Genomic DNA, 19,928 nt, shown 5'->3' with positions numbered 1-19,928 from the left:
ATGTTTCCTTGATTGAGAAAATTATGTATTTACAACGTCTGTTTGGTATCGCAGTATTTGCACACCACAAGCTGACCTGGGATTCCAGACAGCGGAGCGTGGCATCCCTTGCACTGCTTATTGATAGGTTTGCGCACAACAGGTACTGGCTGCTTGACGCTCTGCCCAGTCCAGGTTTCACGCACCGTATCTACTGTGCCTTTGATGGTGTCGGTCAGCCAGGCAACGCCAGGAATGGCTTTGGCAGTGCTTGAATCCGCAGGCTTGTCCGCTGGAACGCCTGTCAACTGCATACTAATGGCATCCATCCATTGAAAAATCTCATTGCGAGCGTCTCTTGGCTTATCCGACCAAAAAATAAAGAACAATTCCTGATCGCGTAGGAACAGTCGCAGTTCCTGATCATTTTCGCTTGCGGCGTTACGCCAATATTGTGCCTGAACCTTGCCATCAACGATTTTGATGCGGTCCAGTGGGTATTCATCAACGTGTTCAATGTTTTTGGAGAATAGCTTTGGGATGCTCCACCGATGAATAATGCGCCGGTTAGTCAGAATCAGTTCATCAGTGGAACCTGACTCCAAGCTTGTGCACCTCGCGCTATTGGTCTGCAACAACACAGCTTCATCGGAATATAAATGGAAATTCTTCACTTCCGCTCCTTTTTGCCCCTCATTACCAAGCAAATTCTTGAATCGTCGTGTGGCAACTAACGCATGGAAATGGCCACCGATTCCAATTGGAACAGGCCGGTGGAGGAATCGTATGACTTCACTTTCGCTTTGACGTGCACTTTCAATCCCAAACCGAAAGTATCGGGAGCGTTTGCACTGAGATGCAAATCCGAATAATTCACGTCAGCAAACTGGAAATTCGGACCATGCGCACTGGCATCGTCATCTCCAGCAAGAATCAAGTAATCGAAACGAGTTTTGTAATTACCATGTGGCGCCACACTAGCTACGTAACCGTCATATTCGATTACGTGATTTGCGTATTTCGTAGCGAATGCGCTTACCGATGAACCCATATCAGGACCGGCAAGCAGAGCCGCAAATTCAGGATTGTTCTGTTCGGTCATGCCAGCACTCTCCGCAGATTCGCTGGATTGTGTATCGGTTTCCGATGGGTTCTCAGTTTGAGTGGTGTCAGTGCCAGTTGAAGGCGATGATTCTTCGCTGCCGCTGGAAGTATCCGACGATGTATTGTCACCGGAACTACTGTCTGAAGGGAAGGCATGGTAGGTCACGACGATTTTCACATCGGACTTGAATTGTTCCGAAGCGGAGAAATCGGTTTCCCCGGCGACTGAGACCTTGTCTACTTCGCCCTCCTTGGTCATCCATCCGGTAATGAGATCTTCCTGAGCTTTGGTTTCAATATTGGTGAATCCGGCATTCTTCAGCTGTGTGACGACATCCTCATAATTCTGCCCTTCGAACGTGGCGGCAGATTCGGGCATTCGAGACATGCCTTCCGGCAACGGTGCATGTTCACTGGCAATGCCGCAACTAACAACGCCTATGAGAATCAGCACAAACAGCACGCCAGCGGCTATCCAAGCCAACGTAGTCCGCCCTTTACGGTCCAAGCCAGCAAACCAAGCCACAATCATCGTTCCAAATCCCGGCTTGCTCCGCGCTCCTGTTGTGCCATTCATTTTGCCGGAGCGTCCTTGTGCCGTCTGCACTGGCACAGACGCAGATGCGAACCGCTGCGGCGTTGGGCCGGCCCATGTTGGTGAGTTGACCTGTAATTGCGCCATCAAATCGTTGTGGAATCGCTCTGCATGCTTGTGCACCAAGCCATCGTCAGGATCGGCTGCATACAAAGTCACTGTAGACCTATTTCCCTCATTGGAAACTACTGCAGTAAGGTCACAGCCGCCGTCATACGCCGCACAAGTTATAGACCGAGACGCATCATCGCAAGATTTCATCATGAATTCGGCACTAAAAGACAGCATATTACGCATTGCGTCATACACATGCTGACCATCATTTTCGAAGCTGAATGTCATCAGCACCCGTCCATTAGGAACTGTCGGCGCTGCCCCATTCTGCGTATCAGACATGGTCATGATTGGTTCCTTTCAGTGGTTGCAAACCGGTACCAGCGGAATTGGCATCTACGCCTTTGCCCGTATCGGAGGTTTCGTCCGATTGCTTTTCGGATATATCACGTGCGGCATCATCGACCGCACGCATACCGTGGAGGATGGCGGTTGCCAGTTGCGTGAATGCCTGTGTCATTCGTCCCCTCCGAATGACACAGGCAAGGAAATACCTAATAGGTGCCAGGCATTGCGAACAGAATCAGGCGTACGCACAAGCGGCGAGCCACCATTGAGCTCGCCCATGCTATGCGCCCACCGTGAATTCAACTTGCACCCTCCTGACGCTATGAGAGGAGGGACAATAGCGCCTCAGTCACGTACTGAGTTTGTTAAGAACCCCTACTCTGCACTTCTGTGTTCCATCGTGAAGGCGGCAAGTTATTATGTCAATGACATAATATGTTATAAATACTCTGCTAAAAGAAGGCTTTTATATACCATGAATGATATAAATCGGCAGAACGCAACAATCTGGCGAGAACGACTCAAGCAATGCATGGAGGAACGCGGGTTGACGCAGTTGTCTTTTGTTAGTCAACTCAATAAGCAGTACTTGACCAGATACCACCAGAAAGATGTCAGCCGCTGGCTAAACACCGGCAATCGCACGGCTTCGGGAGAAATCGGCTTCCCCAAATACGAAACAATGGCGATGATTGCCGATTTCTTTGACGTGGACGTCGGCTACCTGACCGGTGAGACCGATGAGCGTACCTTTGACATGAGTCAAGCATGCGCTTACACCGGTTTAGACAGTGCTTCAATCGAAGCTGTGCGCCAGTGGATTTTCCAAGATGCTAACGATGCCGTCATGAAGCATTACCGCACGGATACACTCAACAAGTTCCTTTCCTCACCGCGGCTTAAGGAACTACTCGCCAAACTCATGACGCTGCATGAAATGTCGACAATATGGAACAACGAACCCGACAAATTCGGCACACTGATGGCTACATTGGCCGACGACAGCGAGCTACCTACCGGTTTTACCGTCGAGCTCATCACCGGAGCCTTCCTCGGCCTCGCCAGCGAATCATTCTCGCAGCTGGTGCGAGAAACATACCCGACCCCACGAGCACATGAGGGATAAGATCCGCCTCATTGCAATCACGCATAGCATGCCCCACATGCAGCAACCTATGCGCCGAAATCGTTATCGCCTTGCGCCTCAGCCTTGGCAATGGCGGTTGCGACGTTTTTGGCTGTCCGATCGAGTACCTGCTCATATCCGGTCAGCGCCGCGAACGGCATGAACTGTGCAGCACGTTTGCTTCTCGGCATCTGCGGATGCTTGCGCGACACATGATGAGGCAGACCGATGATGTCGTCATACGCATGGGTTTCTCGTAATGTCATGCGCGATGACCTCCAATCTGTCCGTTACGCTCCATGCCCGTAGCGCCTTCTTCCATGTTCATGGCCTTGACGACGGAGTTTTTGCCAAAACGCTGCTTGATTGTAAGCAGCGTGCGTTCAATGGTTTCATCGCTCTCAGCTCGACCGTGCTCATCACTCAGACGTATCGACATTGAGGCATCTTCTTCTGAACACACCACTGACCCTGCACTGCCCTCAATATTCGACTTCGCCTGCTCAAACAAATCGAGCTGCTCATACCGTTTGTCCGCCGCAAGTTCTGCCGGCGTGGCTATGTCATCCGCAACCACCGTCAAACGCCGTACCAATAACAGCGGATCCGCAATACGCTCGAACAGCAATGCCATTGCTTTTCGAATACGTTCGGTGGATGCCGTGTAATCGCCTAATCCGATAGAGCCCACCGCGGGCTTAGGCACTTTGCGCCCGTAATGGTCATAGGCCACCGGCCCGTGATATTCCTTTGCAGCCCGCTTCGCCAAAATGCGCATGTCACGATCCTCGCAATCGTCGAGCTTATCAGCGTCAAGACTGCCAATGTCATATCCCACAACCAGTGTGAGGCGATTGGTTTTCACACCTTTATCCACCAAGTCAAGCGCGAGCGCATCCGCCATCTCCTTGGTAATCAGCCGGGCTGTATGCCAGACCGCAGGCCCGGTAAGCACCTGACCGATACTGGTACTGTGCGCTTCCGGCTCATAGGCCTTGATATCCGCCATCGTGCATGACTCCCAACCCCACGCGTGATCAATCAGCAGTTCCGCGTTCACGCCGAACATGCGGTAGAGCAGGTCTTCGTTGTAATAGTCCGAAGCACGTCCCAACGAGCATCGAGCGATATCCCCCATAGTGAGCAGACCGATTTTCTCGAGCTTGCGCGCATAACCGTGCCCCACTCGCCAGAAATCCTTCAACGGCCGATGCCCCCACAGCAATCGCCGGTATGACATTTCATCCAATTCGGCAACACGCACACCATCTTTATCGGCGGGCATATGTTTGGCCACGATATCCATCGCCACTTTGGCCAGATACATATTGGTGCCGATACCAGCAGTGGCCGTGATGCCGGTTTCGGCAAGAATGTCCCTCACTATGGTCATGGCCATCTCATGTGGCGTCATGCCCAATGTCTTCAAATATGGCGTGGCATCAATGAACACCTCGTCAATTGAATAGACATGAATATCTTCAGGCGCGGCATACTTCAGATAGATGCCGTAAATTCGGCCGCTTACTTCCAAATAATGCGCCATACGCGGCGGCGCAATCACCATAGTGGCCTTGAGACTTGGGTTCAAGGCCAGTTCGCGAGCGCGATAGGACGCCCCCACAAACCGCCCGCCGGGAGCATGAATCGCCCGTTCCATATTGATTTGGGCCAATCGCTGCTTGGCCTCAAAGAGACGTGGGCGCCCCGGAATGCCATATGCCTTCAGCGAAGGAGAGACCGCTAGACAAATGGTCTTATCCGTGCGCGTTTCGTCCGCCACCACCAGATGCGTGGTCAGTGGGTCAAGCCCGCGCGCCACACATTCCACGGAGGCATAAAAGGATTTCAAATCAATGGCCAAATACACGTGGCCACGCTGATCATTCATCTCTGCACCTCCTTCCGCCAGCAGTGGTCCTATCATAGCAAGGTAGTCGAACATTTGTTCGATGTTCTTGCCATAAGTGTCTCTACAAGGCAACGTGCAAGAAAACACGGTGATGTAGCCGCCGATTGGTAGGGTTAACAGGTAGTGAATCCCCCTGCTTGAAAAGGAGCTTTGGCTTGTCGGCTGAACTCGAAGACATTCATGAGGAATGTGGCATCTTCGGCGTATGGGGCCATCCCGACGCCGCCCGACTCACCTATTTCGGCCTGCACGCACTGCAACATCGCGGCCAGGAAGGTGCCGGCATTGTCTCCAACGATAACGGCCATCTCACCGGCCATCGCGGACTCGGCCTGCTTACCCAGGTGTTCAGCGATGAGCGTGAAATTGAACGCCTGAAGGGCAATCGCGCCATTGGTCATGTGCGTTACGCCACCGCCGGTTCCGGCACCACGGACAACATCCAACCGTTCATCTTCCGTTTCCATGATGGCGATGTGGCCCTGTGCCACAACGGCAATCTGACGAACTGCCCGTCTCTACGCCGCAAGCTCGAAGACGAAGGTGCTATCTTCCACTCGAACTCCGATACCGAAGTGCTGATGCACTTGATTCGCCGTTCGATGCAGCGTACCTTCATGGACAAGCTCAAGGAAGCGCTCAACACTGTGCACGGCGGTTTCGCCTACCTGCTGATGACCGAGGACGCCATGATCGGCGCACTCGATCCGAACGGCTTCCGCCCGCTTTCCCTCGGCAAGATGAAGAACGGCGCCTATGTGCTCGCTTCCGAAACCTGCGCACTGGACGTGGTCGGCGCCGAATTGGTGCGCAACATTCGCCCAGGCGAAATCGTGGTGGTCAACGATCACGGCTACAAGATCGTGCAGTACACCAACAACACGCAGCTGGCCATCTGCTCGATGGAATACATCTACTTCGCACGCCCCGATTCCAACATCTACGGCGTCAACGTGCACTCCGCTCGTAAGCGCATGGGAGCACGCCTCGCCGCAGAATCCCCGGTCGAAGCCGATATGGTCATCGGCGTGCCGAACTCCTCCCTTTCCGCCGCATCCGGTTATGCGGAAGCTGCGGGGCTCCCGAACGAGATGGGTCTGATTAAGAATCAATATGTGGCCCGCACCTTCATCCAGCCCACACAGGAGCTGCGTGAGCAGGGTGTGCGTATGAAGCTTTCCGCTGTACGCGGTGTGGTCAAGGGCAAGCGCGTCATCGTTATCGATGACTCCATCGTGCGCGGCACCACCTCCAAGCGTATCGTGCAACTGTTGAAGGAAGCCGGTGCCGCCGAAGTGCATATGCGCATCAGCTCCCCGCCGCTCAAGTACCCTTGCTTCTATGGCATCGATATCTCTACCACCAAGGAACTTATCGCAGCCAAGATGAGCGTGGAAGAAATCCGCGACTACATCGGCACCGATTCCCTGGCATACCTCTCGCTTGACGGCTTGGTGGAATCCATTGGCCTGAACGCCGATGCCCCGTACGGAGGCCTGTGCGTGGCTTACTTCAATGGCGACTACCCCACCGCTCTTGATGATTACGAGGCTGATTTCCTGAAGTCGCTGACTCCGGAAGACCGTGTTCGCCTGCCTGAATTCGCTCTGTACAAGAGCAAGTACATTGGCAACGAATACAACACCGTGCAGCCTGAAAACGAATAATCAGGACAGCTTTCTTCATCTATCCTCAGCAACAGCACACCATTCAAATTTCAATCAATAACGACCACCCCTCAGTCTCGCTTCGCGAGCCAGCTCCCCTGACAAGGGGAGCCAGGGGCATCAGAAAGGCCCTTTCATGCCAAAAGCATATGAGAACGCCGGCGTAAGCGTCGAAGCCGGATACGAAGTCGTCAAGCGCATCAAGTCCCATGTGGCTCGCACCAACCGTCCCGGTGTGGTGGGCGGCATCGGCGGCTTCGGAGGCCTGTTCGATCTGGCTTCCCTGGGTTACAAAGAGCCGGTGCTAATTTCCGGCACTGACGGCGTGGGCACCAAGCTCATGGTGGCCAAGATGGTCGGCAAGCACAACACCATCGGCATCGATTGCGTGGCCATGTGCGTCAACGATATCGCCGCTCAGGGTGCTGAACCGCTGTTCTTCCTCGACTACATCGCCTGCGGCAAGAACGACCCGGCCCTGCTTGAGCAGGTCGTAGCCGGCGTGGCCGATGGCTGTGTTCAGGCCGGCTCCGCACTGGTCGGCGGCGAAACCGCTGAAATGCCGGGCATGTACGACGAAGACGAATACGATCTGGCCGGCTTCTCCGTGGGTGTAGCCGAAAAGTCCGCCATCGTGGACGGCTCCACCATCACCGAAGGCGATACGCTGATCGGTCTGCCTTCCACCGGCGTGCACTCCAACGGTTTCTCTCTGGTGCGTAAGGCCCTGTTCGAGCAGGCCGGCTACACCGTGGACACCGAACTGGATGAACTTGGTGGCGAAAAGCTCGGCGACGTGCTGCTCACCCCGACCAAGATTTACGTCAAGGCGCTCTCCCCGCTGTTCAAGGCCGGCGTGGTCAAGGGCGTTGCCCACATCACCGGTGGCGGCTTCATCGAGAACGTGCCGCGCATGATTCCGGACGGTCTCGCCGCCGAAATCAACCTCGGCTCCTGGCCTGTGCTGCCGATCTTCAACGTGTTGGAGAAGGCCGGCGAAATCGATCACAAGGAGATGTACAACATCTTCAACATGGGCATCGGCATGGTACTCGCCGTTTCGGCAGAGCGCGCCGACGAAACCTTGAAGCTGCTCGAATCCAACGGTGAAACCGGCTACGTCATCGGCCAGATCACCAAGGACACCGACGGTTCTCAGATCACGCTTAAGTAACGCTCAGCAATTCGTATCTTGGCTCCCCTTGATTGAAGGGGAGCCAACTCATTGGAAAGGACAATCATGGGTCAGAAAGTTCTCGTCATCGGCTCCGGTGCCCGCGAGCACACCATCGCATACACCCTGCTCAAAGGTGCAAGCGTCGATGAAGTCACCGTGGCCCCGGGCAACCCCGGCATGGTCAAGGACGGTATTCATATCACGCACCTGAGCCAGTCGAATCATGCCGCACTCATCGAATTCGTGCAGCAGAACCATTACGACTGGGTGTTCGTTGGCCCTGAAGTACCGCTGATCGAAGGTCTTGTGGACGACTTCGCAGCAGCTGGCATCAAGGCATTCGGCCCGAACAAGGCCGCCGCTCAGATCGAAGGCTCCAAGGACTTCGCCAAGCAGCTCATGGAGCGTCACAACATTCCGACCGCTAAATACCAGACCTTCAGCGACCTGGAGCTTGCCAAGGACTACGTCAACGATCATGGTGCCCCGATTGTTATCAAGGCCGATGGTTTGGCAGCTGGCAAGGGCGTGACCGTGGCTATGGACCTGCACACCGCCATTCGCGCACTGGAAGATATTTTCGTCGATCATCGCTTCGGCTCCGCTGGCGCCAAGGTTGTTATCGAAGACTTCCTCGAGGGTCAGGAATTCTCCCTGATGAGCTTCGTCAACGGCACCGAATTCTGGCCAATGCCGATTTCTCAGGACCACAAGCGCGCCTACGATGGCGACGAAGGCCCGAACACCGGTGGCATGGGCGCCTACAGCCCGGTTCCGCAGATTCCGCAGTCCGTGATTGACGAAGCCATCGAAAAGATCGTACGCCCCACCGTCGAAGGCATGGCCGAGGAAGGTACTCCATTCACCGGCATCCTTTACGCTGGCCTGATCGCCACCGCTGATGGCCCGAAGGTCATCGAATTCAACGCTCGTTTCGGAGATCCGGAAACCGAAGTCGTGCTCCCGAAGCTCACCTCCGATCTCGGTGCCGGCATCAACGCCATTCTCAACAACGGCAACCCCGAGTTCACCTGGAATGAGTCCAACGCCACCCTCGGCGTGGTCATCGCCTCCAAGGGTTACCCGGAGAACGTCATCAAGGGCGCCCACGTTCCCGAAATCGACGTTGATGAGGATTCCCACGTTTACTACGCCGGCGTCACCTCCGACGACAAGGGTGGTCTCATCGCCAACTCTGGCCGCGTACTCCTCGTTGAAACCTCCGCCCCGGACATCAAGTCCGCCCAGGACAAGGTCTACGCGATCATCGACAAGCTGGAACTTCGGGGACTGTTTTATCGCCACGACATCGGCTTCAAAGCCCTGAAGTAGCAGAAGCAGCACATCTGCCGCGTTGCAGTCTCGTCGACGTACCTTTGTACGCCTTCCTCGACGCGCCTTGCAGCTGCACTACTTCTGCTACTTCAGGAACCTGAATGTGCGATGAAGTAGTGAACGCAACGCATGCCCCTGTGCCTACATAGGTACAGGGGCAAAGTTATAGTTGATGGCAGTTTGTCCGGAAGGAATTACTGTATTCATGACGAAGTTCCCCCCCTCTACCCGTACTCGTAAAGTTGCGGCCATTATCGCCTCTGTCGCAGCTCTTGCTCTTCCGCTGGGTATTGTGCCTATGGCCACCGCCGCAGATACCGCAGCCGTTACCACGACCTCCGCCCGCGCATTCCCCGCAGTCAAAACCACTCGCCACATTTCGGTAGGCACTGAATCCGTCGCCACCGAAAGCGACGGCAACTGGGGCGATGTTGAATCCCTGAATGTTCCGCAGACCCAGTCTCAGGCAGAAAAAGACGCTGAAGCTCAAGCTCAATCACAAGCCGCATCTGAAGCAGCCAGCCGCAGCTCCAGCCGTACCAGCATTGCCGCCAGCGACGTTCCGGTATCCGGCAGCGCCTCTGATTTGGTAGCGTATGCACTGCAGTTCCAAGGTTCCCCATACGTATACGGTGGCACCACTCCTGATGGCTGGGATTGCTCCGGCTTCACTTCCTATGTGTTCGCTCATTTCGGCATCACGCTCCCCCGCGTTGCCGCTAGCCAAGGCTCTGCCGGCACACTGGTTTCCGACCCGCAGCCTGGTGATCTGATGATCAGTTCGACGCACGCCGGCATCTATATCGGCAATGGTCTGATGATTCACGCCATGACTCCGGCTCTCGGCACACGAGTCACCGCAGTCATGAGTGGCATGCAGTATTACCGCGTGCTGAAGTAAGCATCAACGCATAATTCCAATTCCTACAGCGAGGGGTTAATGAGCATCACACAGCTCATTAACCCCTCGCTGTTATTTCCCAGGTTTCAGCTCAACTTGGACAGCAATGTAATCAACGCGGTACGTACTGTATGCAATGGCGGATAAATCATCTGCAGCGTATCCGGAAATTGCGGCTTGGAAACCACGGTTTTGATATGACTCATCGTATCGAAACCAGCTTTGCCATGATAGGCACCCATACCGGAGGCTCCTACCCCACCGAACGGTAATCGACTGGACAGCAACTGCGCCAACGTCAACGAATAACCAAGAGCACCAGAAGACGTTTGACATTCAAACGCGCGCCTAACTGCACGGCGGTTTGAAAACACGTATGCAGCCAGTGGATGCGGACGATCCTTGATGAACCGAATAGCAGATTCCACGTCTTCAACCACCAGGATCGGCAGAACCGGGCCAAAAATCTCCTCCTGCATCACAGGCGCATCAGGCCGTGTGCCCAAAAGTACGGTCGGCGCAATATACCGTGCTTCACGGTCGACCGTTCCACCGCATACCACACGACCATCCGACATGAGACCACACAATCGATCGAAATGACGATCATTGACAATCCGCCCATAATCAGGCGACATTGCAGGATTTTCCCCATAGAACTCGGTTACCGCCAGCGCAATTCGCTCCGCCAACGCTTGCGCAATATCCGCAGTGGCAAGCACATAATCGGGAGCCACACAGGTTTGGCCAGCGTTGGAGAACTTGCCCCATGCAATGCGCCGGGCAGCAACATTCAAGTTCACAGTACTATCCACGAAACATGGCGACTTACCACCAAGCTCCAACGTGACCGGAGTCAAATGCTTAGCCGCGGCGGTCATGACAATCTTACCGACTCGTTCGCCACCCGTATAGAAGATGTGGTCGAACTCGCATTCCAATAGTCTGCCGGTTTCCTCTGCGCCACCTTCCACAACTGTGATGGCTTCGCCGTCCAAGTATCGCGGAACCAGCTCGGCAATCAATTGTGATGTATGCGGGGCAAGTTCAGAGGGCTTAATGCACACAGCATTACCAGCTGCCAATGCATCAGCAAGCGGTTCAAGAGCCAGCAGCACCGGATAATTCCACGGCGCGATAATCAACACCACGCCTTTCGGTTCGGCAATAGTCCATCCTGCTGCCGGCTGCAGTGCCCACGGCATAGGCTGAGGATGGCGAGCAGTCCAACTACGCAGCCGATGGCGAACGAATCTGGCCTCCGACGACACCAGATTCAATTCCATCAGCACGGTTTCTGCAGCTGGCTTACCAAGATCAGCAGTCTCAGCTGCAATGAAATCCTGCGTATGCTTTGCAAGCAGGCGTCGAAGTGCATCCAATTGCGCACGGCGCCAAGCCAGCGGCCGAGTGCGGCCGGACGCATAGGCATGCTTAAGCTGGGTAACGGATTCAGAAAACATAAGCATACCGTTCTTTCAGAACGTAGAGCCGGCAAGGTATGAAGGAACACGCCAAATGGCTTGAGCGCGGCCAAAGTACGTAGTGCATGTATTGCCGGCGAGCGCATCCGCGGTAATCGGATTAGCACTGGCCACACCGAGAAGTTCCGCATGACTCAGCAGTTCCCGCAATTCGGCATCTGCAGATGAGGTATGCGCAAGCACGCCTCCTGCCGCCGCAGCCAAATCCTTTTCACGGCTGGCCTGCGTTACCGGCATATCGTCGCGTGAAACATCATGTGAAACAAACTGTCGGCGGCTCACACCATCGGCATCATCCGATACCGCCGCGCCAACTATCACACTGCCATCTGGCAGTACGGTAATACGGCGATCATCAGTAACATGCACAATGCCATGAGCGTCGGTCAGAGCAATGGACTCATAAATCAGTTCGCTTGACTCCCATCGCGAATCATCCTGCGGATACGGGTTGAACGCCTGCTCAAATTGCGTGGTGACTTGCATTTCGGCACTTGCGGAAACCAGCGAACTGCTGGAAATAGCGCGATCATGAGCATCATAAGCTGTAGCAACCAGTTTCCCCGGCTCATACGGCACATGGAATTCAGCCATGCACTGGCGTACCGGAGCGGTGCCGACCACTTTGCCATTGAGCGTCAGCTGCACGGTTTTGCCACCTGAAAACACTTGCACTATCGCGTCACGTCCCTCATAGCCGCTCCATGACCAGCTTTCCACACCGTCATGCCCACGCTCGATGAACCGCAACGTTCGCCCGGCACGAGTGGCGCCATCCCCATAGAGCAACTGCATGGGCCGCACGGTGATGGCCGGCGCACGCCGCACCCCGGTAACAATCTGCCGATACAGCATCTGGCTGGTTGCCATGCCAGTGATATCGATAAGGCCTGAGCCACCCAGCAATCCCGGATAACGACGATACGGGCCCGTGGCGCGGCCGCGAATGGCCATACGATGACCGTATTCGCGCATCCAACCATACGGCTCAGGATGGGAATACGCCCACGCACTGACCGAGGCTTCGCCAATATAATCCCACCCGGTCCACACAAAATCACCAATCAAATACGGCAATCGTTTGGCATCAGGCCAAGTGTAGGCAATCTCCTGAGGGTAGGTTTCACTGGCACAAAACACACGATCAGGATGCTTGCGGTGGAAATACTCAGGACCTTGGCGGCAATAGTTCAATCCGGCCACATCAACCTCGTTGAATACCGCGTTGGTTTGCCTATCCATAATGCTGGTAGCGAGCGCCGCGGGCATCAGCTTGTCCACGACCGTGAGCATTGCCGGGCCGGAAGCATGTTCGAGTGTGGTGTTGAGGCCGGGCTCTCCTTCCACTGCAGCGTCATGCTGGTCCATATCAGCCTGGGTTTTAGCGGCCAAAGACAGGGAGATTGGATTTACGCAGTCGATGATTGGTCTGTTTGAATCAAATCCTCGGATAATGGAGCACATTGAGCGTGCGGCATCAGCGGCACGCGGCGACTTGGTATCCGCTATTTCATTGCCAATCGAATACAGCACTACACTGGGATGATTGCGGTCTTTGCGCACCATCGAAGCCAAATCCTCGGCGTAATGTTCCCGGAAAGAACCGGCGTAATCGTAACTGGTTTTATGCATCCACCACATGTCGAATGCTTCATCCATCACCAGCAGACCAAGTTCATCGCAGACGTCAAGGAAGGCTTTGGAGAGTGGATTATGGGCGGATCGAATGGCGTTGAATCCTTGGTTCTTCATGATTCTGGCGCGGCGGTATTCGGCCTGCGGCAGGGTTGCGGCGCCGAGAATACCATTGTCATGATGCACGCAGCCACCGTTGAGGATGATGCGTTTGCCATTGATGCATAAGCCATGTTGAGCATCGCAGGTTAATGTACGGATGCCGAAACGTTCCGTATGTGTGTCGAGAATCGTGCCATCGGCATCATGAAGCGTGAGCTGTGCGGTGTATAACGTCGGCGAATCCGGCGACCATAGTTGCGCAGAGTCAATGATGCCGGCATCATCCTGAAATTCAGCCACCGTATCACCATCGGCATCGATGATGGCCGTGTTGAGATATTGGCCGAGAATCGGTGGATTATCGAGATTGACAGTTACCGTTGCGCTGGCCGTTGCGCCCGCGCTCACTACAGTGTCAATGCGCACAGTATCCGGGCGAATCACATCAGTATGCTCCCCAGTCCATAGCCATACCGGACGATAGATGCCGGAACCGGAATACCAGCGGGAATTCGGCACATGGGAGTTGTCTACGAGCACGGTGACGGTATTGGAACCGGTGTGCAGGAGATCGGCGATATCGAGGTAATAGTCGCCATAACCGTAGGCGAGTTCTCCGGCTGGCTCATTATTGACCAGCACCGTGGCCCCTGGATAAACGCCTTCGAATTCCATGAGGCATGCGGCCGGCAGGTCGATTAAATCCAGCGTAGTTCGGTATTCGTAACTGCCGCCTGGATAGTATCCAGTATTGTAGCCGTTCCCTGTGCGCGGGGTGCGCGGCTCATGAATCATCGCGTCATGCGGAAGCGTGATGGACTGCCAAGCACCCTTGCCTGCACTGCTTATGGAACGGAATTGCCAACCGGAGTTGATATTGACGCGCTTCATGGCTTTATTGTAGGCCGTTCTATGGCGTGTGCCGCACGATAGCAATATGCGAGTTTATGCACTCGCTTTACGGCAACGTCATAAAGCTGGTGTCTTTGAGGTAGTTTTTGCCAGCGGTGATGTCATACTGGATGAGCTTGTAATCGGCGAGCAACTGCTTAGTTTCCTCGTCGAAGTCCTCTTCACTCATCGGATTGCCTTCCTGATCCAAATAAATGCTCTGCCCTTCAGGAATGCGGTCCCAGCCCTGAATCTTATTGACCACTGGCGGTTCCATAGCAGCAATCTTGGAGTGCATTTCAGTCAGGAATGCAAGATATGGCGATACCTTGGCATCCATATGCTCGGCGGCCTGAGCCACGAAGAAGTTCGGCGAGGAGTAGGCGGCATCATCCGTCTTATTGCCTTGCGAACTGGAAGCCTTGTTCGACCAGATGAAGTAGTCGGTCAAATGCAAGGCCAACGAATTGTTCTCATCTTCGCTAGCCGAGGAGTAGATGCCAGGCAAGTGGTCGCCATAGAACACCACAGTGACCGGCTTGTCGAGCGCATCGAGCTCATCCAGGAATTCCTGTGTGGCCTGATCGGTAATCTCCACACCCTTCTGATAGGTTTCGATGGACTCCTGCTCATCCTTTTCCAACGGCGTGCCCGTGGTGGATTCGGCAGTATAGTCGTTGTTCTTGTACCACTCGTGATACGGCATGTGGTTCTGCATCGTGATGATCTGGATGAACTTGTTCGACTTGCCGGACTTGATGCCCTCGAGCGCCGAATCATACGAAGACTTATCCGAAACATACGGCGAATCGTCGATCTTGTCCTGATACTTGATCACATCCGGGCCAGTCAGCGTATAGAAGTGTGAGAAACCGAACTTCTTATAGTTCGTGGCGCGCGAATACATGCTGGACTCATACGGATGGTAGCCGAGCGAATTGGCGGGCGCACCCCACATCTGGTTAATGGTCGGTGTCCAATGCGCGCTCGGTACCAGCTGCTGGTATGGGCTGGTCAAGGAAGAATCGAAATTAGCCATGCTCAGACCGGAAAGCCCCATGTATTCAAGGTTCGCCGTGCCGCCACCATAACCGGAGGAAAGCATAAGGCCCGAAGTGGTGTTCTCCTTGATTTTGCGAATATTCGGCATCGAATCCTTATTGACCTTAAGACCCGGCACTCGGCTCGGATCCGAGAAGGATTCGGAAAGCACATACACCACAGTGGAATCGTTGAGGTTGTTGGAGCGGGAGGCGTTGATCTGCTTGGCCGTCTTGGTGTATCGAGCCGCAACCTCCTTCATGGTTTCCTCGGAATAGTTATCCGGCTTTTCCATGACTTTCGGGTTGAGCTGGCGGGTAAAAGCCACCAGCGGACCGTTGCGTTGCGCATCATAGACCGAATCCCACATGGACGGCTTATCGCCCATGCCTTGAGAAAGCTTGTTGGCCCAGGAATCAGTAGTGCTCACTTGCATGCAATACAGCGCAAAACCGAGCAACGGTAACAGCACCAGAATGAGGCGAGACGTGAGATTCAGACTCATGTTCTTGGTCTGAATCATACGCCCCTTGCGTCCGTCGAAATGGCGCAATACCAACACGAACGCCAATAGTGCGGCGAATGCTCCAAGCGCCACAAGAATGGTCACATGCGCACCAGCCGGAATGAATGTGAGCATATTACCGGTGTTGGAGCCGAGGAATCCAAGATCCGCAGGCAGAATCGCCTCATAACGAATCTCCACTTTGAAATGCTCAATCGCCGCAACAATAATGCCAGCACCCATGATCACAATGCTTGCGGTCCAGAATCGGTTGAACAGCATCAACAACATGAGATACAAAAGTCCAACGAGTATCACGTTGAGCAGGAAAACGAAATTACCTTCCGTCCACATCTTGCTGACGAATCCGAACCCGACCGTGGGGCTGGAAACCTGCACACGGGTGGAACTGGAGGAAACGCCGATTTCGAGCGCGGCAACGGCAACAATGTCAAAAACAACGAACAAGATGCCGTACAGCCAGCCGGGGAATGGCTTATGCGGATGCTTAGGCGTGACCTCGTCCGCTTCAGCTCGACTCTCCCAGAGCCTCCAACGGAACTTGGACGCAGTGTTACTACTCGTATTCCTAATGTTCTCGCTCATTCGCCTACAGTTTCTCGGTTACTTTTCCAATGGCATATTGTGACCGCATAACCTTGGAAAATCCATAGCGGCACAGTTTTCCTCACTGTTTCCTAACTATTCACCCTAACGCAAAGGGTGCCTTGGATTTTTCCAAGGCACCCGAATATGCACAATGGCTTTCCCATCGCACTGCCTATTGACTCCGTATTCGCTTCATATCCGCACAGAAACAGCACAGAGCTTGGTGCAGCTTTGATTCAATACTTACTTTGCAGCTTCGGTGAATTGGTCGACCAGTGCATTCATCCAGTCAAGCAAATCATTGTATTCGGCAGGCATTTGCTCGGTAAGTTCCACAATCGGCACACCAGCACTGTTCGCAGCAGTCGTGATCTGCTCGGTAGTCGAATTGGATTCCTGGGTATTGAGCACCAGCATTGTGATGCCGCCAGACTTCAGCGCATCCTGGAATTTCTTGATATCGGTGGGCGTTGGTTCGCTCTCATTGGCGGAAGCCTGCGCGTAGCCCTTCGGCGTGGCATCTTTCATCTTGAGGTCGTCGGCCAAGTACCATGCCACGGATTCGGTTGCAGCATACGGCAGATTCTTGGTTTTTGCAGACGCTTCCTCAAGCTTGGTTTCAAGCTTGTCCGCCTTGGCGTGCCAGTCTTTGTTGAGCTTTGCATAATCAGCCTTATGCGCTGAATCCGCTTCCTGATAGGCGGCGGTGATGGCATCCGCAGCAGCGGAACGAGCTTTGGCAGAGAACCAGATGTGTGGGTTTCCGCCATCCTCAATACCTGCAGCATCGGCAACATTAACCAAATTAGTGTTGGTTGATTCGGCAGCTTTCACCGCCCAAGCATCGTAATCGGCACCGTTCACAATAGATACCTGAGCGGAGTGGAACTTGGCTACATCTCGGCTTGTAGGCTCGTAATCATGGGCTTCCACATTGGTTTTGCTCATGATGTTGGTGACTTCGACATATTTACCACCAAGATCTTCAGCTATGGAGCCCCACTGGTTGATGGATGCCACGACCTCAAGCTTGCCGCTGTTTGACTCTGCAGTGTTTGAATCACCTGATCCACATGCCGCCAATCCAGCAATCATCAATACCGATGTAGCCAATGCCGTGATTTTCTTCCATGCAGTCATACCGTTGTTTCCTCTTCTACCTTGTGATTACCGCGGTTGACATATTGCACTATAGCATCTATTGAGAACCATTATCATTTTCAGTTCTTTTTGGCGTGTCGTATGCGAAAGCCAGCCCCTGCAGATGCAGAGTCCGGCTTTCAATCAAATATTCGGGCAGCAATCACCAATCACGGCTTCTGACACTCCGGGCACAGACCGAATACCTCCAGCGTGTGGGATTCCACGGTGAAACCATGACCCTCAGCCACCTTGCGCAGCCAAGATTCGCTGGGCGGGTCGATTTCCACCGTGCGACCGCACTTCTTGCACACCAGATGATGGTGATGCCCATCATCGCCGCACAAGCGGAACAGCTGCTGGCCGTCGAGCCTGATTGTGTCCGCGGCACCCGCATCCGCCAATGCATTCAGCTGGCGGTATACGGTCGCTAAACCGATTTTCGAGCCCTCATCCTCTAACTTGCGGTGCAGGTCCTGAGCGGAGATGAACTCCTCACAATCGGCCAATGCCGCGCGGATGGCGTCCTTCTGCTTGGTTTGACGTTCGATATGTTCAACCATGCGATAAGGTCACGCCTTCTTCTTCAGGTCATTCCAGCAACCAGTGGCTTCCAGGTCGGCGACCGTGCGTTCCGGATCATCGGTAAGCACGGTAATGTGACCCATCTTGCGGTCGTGACGCACTTCGGCCTTGCCGTAGTCGTGCACGTTCCACTCCGGGTGGCTGGCGATCAGCGCGCGAGTAGGCTCCACATGCTGGCCGAGCACGTTCACCATTACAGCCGGGCTCAGCAGCTTCGGCTCAGGCATAGGCCAACCGGCGATGCCGCGGATGTGCGCATCGAACTGATCCATCGAGCAAGCCTCGATGGTGTAGTGGCCGGAGTTGTGCGGGCGCGGGGCGAGCTCGTTGACGATAACCTGATCGTCCTTGGTAATGAACAGTTCGATAGCGAGCGTGCCGGCGAGCTCGAAGCCCTTGGCCAGACGGATGGCCAGCTCGTGAGCCTCACGCGCCACATGTTCACTCACCTTTGCCGGCGCGATGGTCATGTGCAGAATATTGTTGCGATGCTCGTTGCGCACGATCGGGAAGGTCACGAAGTCCTTACCGTTGCCGGAGACCAGAATCGAGGCCTCGAACGCAAAGTCTACGAAGCCTTCCAAGATGCTTGGCGGGAAGCCGCCGCCGCGATCTCCGCGGGCGCGAATCTTCTCCAAATCGGCATCGGAGCGCAGCACCATCTGGCCGTGGCCATCATAGCCACCGGAGACGGTTTTCAGCACGGCCGGGTAGTGAATTTCATCCAGTGCGGCATCGAGCTCATCGAAATTGTTGACCGCGCGCCACGGAGCAGTGGCGGTGCCGTGATCGTTAATGAACTGCTTCTCATGTACGCGATGCTGGGTCACGCGCAGCAGATCAGTGCCCTGCGGAGCGGCGGCAATGCCACGCACCTCATCAATGGCGTCAGCGTCCACGTTCTCGAACTCGTAGGTGAGCACGTCGGACTGGACGGCGAGGTCATGGATGGCGGTTTTGTCGTCATACTCAGCGGTGATTTGGAAATCAGCCACCTGAGCGGTTGGGCAGTTCGGGGTGGGGTCAAGCACACCGACCTTGAATCCCATGTAGCGAGCGGACAGGGCCATCATACGGCCAAGCTGACCGCCGCCGATAATGCCGATGGTAGAGCCCGGCATCAGCATGGAGACGCGGCCGTTAGTTTCCTCAGACAAGCTGGGCATTGGATTCGGCCACCTTTTCCTTCAGTTCGTTGCGGTAGTCTTCAAGCTTCTGAGCCAGGGTTTCATCGAAAGCGGAGAGCATCTGCACGGCGAGCAGGCCGGCGTTCGTGGCACCAGAGTTGCCCACAGCAGTGGTGGCCACCGGAATGCCGCCCGGCATCTGCACGATGGAGAGCAGGGAGTCCCAGCCGGACAAGGCGTGGGAACGGACCGGCACGCCAATCACCGGCAACGTGGTCTGAGCGGCAATCATGCCCGGCAGGTGGGCAGCGCCACCAGCACCAGCGATGATGACCTTAAGGCCGTTCTTGCGAGCATTGTGAGCGAAGTCCGCCATAAGTTCCGGCGTGCGGTGTGCGGAAATGACCTGCTTGTGGTAGGCCACGCCAAACTGGTCGAGGATATCGCAGGCGCGCTTCATGGTTTCCCAGTCGCTGGAGGAGCCCATCACCACGGCGACCTGGGGCTTGGTTTCATTTGCCATTATCATTTACTCCCTAGTTATTGAGAATATGCCCTCACTGTACTCCCCTGACTCCCCTGTTGCGAACTCGCCACTAAGGCATTTCGCA

17 protein-coding genes are annotated in these 19,928 nt (G+C 54.8%); 5 read left to right on the top strand and 12 right to left on the bottom strand.

The window, feature by feature from the left end; translation table 11 throughout:
- Positions 1 to 29: 29 nt before the first annotated feature.
- From Tam1G_RS05995 to Tam1G_RS05985, 3 genes are all read right to left on the bottom strand, one after another.
- Positions 30 to 584 carry a hypothetical protein gene (locus Tam1G_RS05995; RefSeq protein ID WP_165781922.1) on the bottom strand — a complete coding sequence of 185 codons (555 nt, stop codon included), beginning with the start codon at positions 582 to 584 and terminating at the stop codon, positions 30 to 32.
- A 125-nt stretch (positions 585 to 709) separates the two neighbouring features.
- Positions 710 to 1,837 (bottom strand): DUF4839 domain-containing protein, encoded by a 1,128-nt coding sequence (locus tag Tam1G_RS05990; protein WP_165781921.1) that lies wholly within the window; start codon positions 1,835 to 1,837, stop codon positions 710 to 712.
- A gap of 229 nt (positions 1,838 to 2,066) precedes the next feature.
- Positions 2,067 to 2,252: a hypothetical protein gene (locus Tam1G_RS05985; protein ID WP_033889597.1), complete on the bottom strand. Its 186-nt coding sequence runs from the start codon at positions 2,250 to 2,252 to the stop codon at positions 2,067 to 2,069.
- A gap of 303 nt (positions 2,253 to 2,555) precedes the next feature.
- Between Tam1G_RS05985 and Tam1G_RS05980 the strand changes: the two genes are divergently transcribed.
- Positions 2,556 to 3,206 carry a helix-turn-helix domain-containing protein gene (locus Tam1G_RS05980; protein WP_243394870.1) on the top strand — a complete coding sequence of 217 codons (651 nt, stop codon included), beginning with the start codon at positions 2,556 to 2,558 and terminating at the stop codon, positions 3,204 to 3,206.
- 47 nt (positions 3,207 to 3,253) lie between these two features.
- Here the strand turns inward: Tam1G_RS05980 and Tam1G_RS05975 are convergent, their stop codons facing one another.
- Entirely contained in the window at positions 3,254 to 3,472 is a 219-nt protein-coding gene (locus tag Tam1G_RS05975) for a hypothetical protein (RefSeq protein WP_101625797.1), read from the bottom strand.
- Positions 3,469 to 5,097, bottom strand: coding sequence for a Y-family DNA polymerase (locus Tam1G_RS05970; protein WP_242689669.1), 1,629 nt, complete (start codon positions 5,095 to 5,097; stop codon positions 3,469 to 3,471). The genes Tam1G_RS05975 and Tam1G_RS05970 overlap by 4 nt, the downstream gene beginning before the upstream one ends.
- 176 nt (positions 5,098 to 5,273) lie before the next feature.
- Here Tam1G_RS05970 and purF point away from each other — a divergent pair, with 176 nt between their 5' ends.
- From purF to Tam1G_RS05950, 4 genes are all read left to right on the top strand, one after another.
- A complete protein-coding gene (purF, locus tag Tam1G_RS05965; RefSeq protein WP_101625795.1) occupies positions 5,274 to 6,785 on the top strand; it encodes an amidophosphoribosyltransferase in 1,512 nt (503 codons plus the stop codon).
- Between the two features lie 136 nt (positions 6,786 to 6,921).
- Positions 6,922 to 7,959 carry a phosphoribosylformylglycinamidine cyclo-ligase gene (gene purM / locus Tam1G_RS05960; protein WP_101625794.1) on the top strand — a complete coding sequence of 346 codons (1,038 nt, stop codon included), beginning with the start codon at positions 6,922 to 6,924 and terminating at the stop codon, positions 7,957 to 7,959.
- A gap of 66 nt (positions 7,960 to 8,025) precedes the next feature.
- Positions 8,026 to 9,294 carry a phosphoribosylamine--glycine ligase gene (gene purD, locus Tam1G_RS05955; protein WP_033889591.1) on the top strand — a complete coding sequence of 423 codons (1,269 nt, stop codon included), beginning with the start codon at positions 8,026 to 8,028 and terminating at the stop codon, positions 9,292 to 9,294.
- A gap of 208 nt (positions 9,295 to 9,502) precedes the next feature.
- The gene (locus tag Tam1G_RS05950) at positions 9,503 to 10,198 is read left to right on the top strand and encodes a C40 family peptidase (RefSeq protein WP_101625793.1); all 696 of its coding nucleotides are present in this window, start codon (positions 9,503 to 9,505) and stop codon (positions 10,196 to 10,198) included.
- An 86-nt stretch (positions 10,199 to 10,284) separates the two neighbouring features.
- On the opposite strand, the gene Tam1G_RS05945 is transcribed toward Tam1G_RS05950, so the two are convergent.
- The 7 genes from Tam1G_RS05945 to purE all read right to left on the bottom strand — a co-directional run bounded on the left by Tam1G_RS05945 (position 10,285) and on the right by purE (position 19,840).
- Positions 10,285 to 11,661: an aldehyde dehydrogenase family protein gene (locus tag Tam1G_RS05945; protein ID WP_101625813.1), complete on the bottom strand. Its 1,377-nt coding sequence runs from the start codon at positions 11,659 to 11,661 to the stop codon at positions 10,285 to 10,287.
- A 15-nt stretch (positions 11,662 to 11,676) separates the two neighbouring features.
- Positions 11,677 to 14,310: a glycoside hydrolase family 2 protein gene (locus tag Tam1G_RS05940; protein ID WP_101625792.1), complete on the bottom strand. Its 2,634-nt coding sequence runs from the start codon at positions 14,308 to 14,310 to the stop codon at positions 11,677 to 11,679.
- Positions 14,311 to 14,377: 67 nt separating this feature from the next.
- Positions 14,378 to 16,462 (bottom strand): LTA synthase family protein, encoded by a 2,085-nt coding sequence (locus tag Tam1G_RS05935; RefSeq protein ID WP_033889586.1) that lies wholly within the window; start codon positions 16,460 to 16,462, stop codon positions 14,378 to 14,380.
- 246 nt (positions 16,463 to 16,708) lie between these two features.
- Positions 16,709 to 17,605, bottom strand: coding sequence for a metal ABC transporter solute-binding protein, Zn/Mn family (locus Tam1G_RS05930; protein ID WP_101625791.1), 897 nt, complete (start codon positions 17,603 to 17,605; stop codon positions 16,709 to 16,711).
- 170 nt (positions 17,606 to 17,775) lie between these two features.
- Positions 17,776 to 18,168, bottom strand: coding sequence for a Fur family transcriptional regulator (locus Tam1G_RS05925; protein WP_033889583.1), 393 nt, complete (start codon positions 18,166 to 18,168; stop codon positions 17,776 to 17,778).
- 9 nt (positions 18,169 to 18,177) lie between these two features.
- Positions 18,178 to 19,356 (bottom strand): 5-(carboxyamino)imidazole ribonucleotide synthase, encoded by a 1,179-nt coding sequence (purK, locus tag Tam1G_RS05920; protein ID WP_101625790.1) that lies wholly within the window; start codon positions 19,354 to 19,356, stop codon positions 18,178 to 18,180.
- Positions 19,340 to 19,840 carry a 5-(carboxyamino)imidazole ribonucleotide mutase gene (gene purE, locus Tam1G_RS05915; protein ID WP_033889581.1) on the bottom strand — a complete coding sequence of 167 codons (501 nt, stop codon included), beginning with the start codon at positions 19,838 to 19,840 and terminating at the stop codon, positions 19,340 to 19,342. The genes purK and purE overlap by 17 nt, the downstream gene beginning before the upstream one ends.
- Positions 19,841 to 19,928: the final 88 nt, after the last annotated feature.

The sequence above is a fragment of the Bifidobacterium imperatoris genome (assembly GCF_002860405.1).
Classification (GTDB): Bacteria; Actinomycetota; Actinomycetes; order Actinomycetales; family Bifidobacteriaceae; genus Bifidobacterium; species Bifidobacterium imperatoris.
This window is presented reverse-complemented; position numbering and strand designations above follow the sequence as displayed.

Coding starts and splice junctions, on each gene's coding strand:
- Tam1G_RS05950 (WP_101625793.1), top strand. CDS start 9,503: ATGACGAAGTTCCCCCCCTCTACCCGTACTCGTAAAGTTGCGGCCATT.
- Tam1G_RS05935 (WP_033889586.1), bottom strand. CDS start 16,462: ATGAGCGAGAACATTAGGAATACGAGTAGTAACACTGCGTCCAAGTTC.
- Tam1G_RS05980 (WP_243394870.1), top strand. CDS start 2,556: ATGAATGATATAAATCGGCAGAACGCAACAATCTGGCGAGAACGACTC.
- Tam1G_RS05985 (WP_033889597.1), bottom strand. CDS start 2,252: ATGACACAGGCATTCACGCAACTGGCAACCGCCATCCTCCACGGTATG.
- purE (WP_033889581.1), bottom strand. CDS start 19,840: ATGGCAAATGAAACCAAGCCCCAGGTCGCCGTGGTGATGGGCTCCTCC.
- purK (WP_101625790.1), bottom strand. CDS start 19,356: ATGCCCAGCTTGTCTGAGGAAACTAACGGCCGCGTCTCCATGCTGATG.
- purD (WP_033889591.1), top strand. CDS start 8,026: ATGGGTCAGAAAGTTCTCGTCATCGGCTCCGGTGCCCGCGAGCACACC.
- Tam1G_RS05930 (WP_101625791.1), bottom strand. CDS start 17,605: ATGACTGCATGGAAGAAAATCACGGCATTGGCTACATCGGTATTGATG.
- Tam1G_RS05945 (WP_101625813.1), bottom strand. CDS start 11,661: ATGTTTTCTGAATCCGTTACCCAGCTTAAGCATGCCTATGCGTCCGGC.
- Tam1G_RS05970 (WP_242689669.1), bottom strand. CDS start 5,097: ATGAATGATCAGCGTGGCCACGTGTATTTGGCCATTGATTTGAAATCC.
- purM (WP_101625794.1), top strand. CDS start 6,922: ATGCCAAAAGCATATGAGAACGCCGGCGTAAGCGTCGAAGCCGGATAC.
- Tam1G_RS05925 (WP_033889583.1), bottom strand. CDS start 18,168: ATGGTTGAACATATCGAACGTCAAACCAAGCAGAAGGACGCCATCCGC.
- Tam1G_RS05975 (WP_101625797.1), bottom strand. CDS start 3,472: ATGACATTACGAGAAACCCATGCGTATGACGACATCATCGGTCTGCCT.
- Tam1G_RS05940 (WP_101625792.1), bottom strand. CDS start 14,310: ATGAAGCGCGTCAATATCAACTCCGGTTGGCAATTCCGTTCCATAAGC.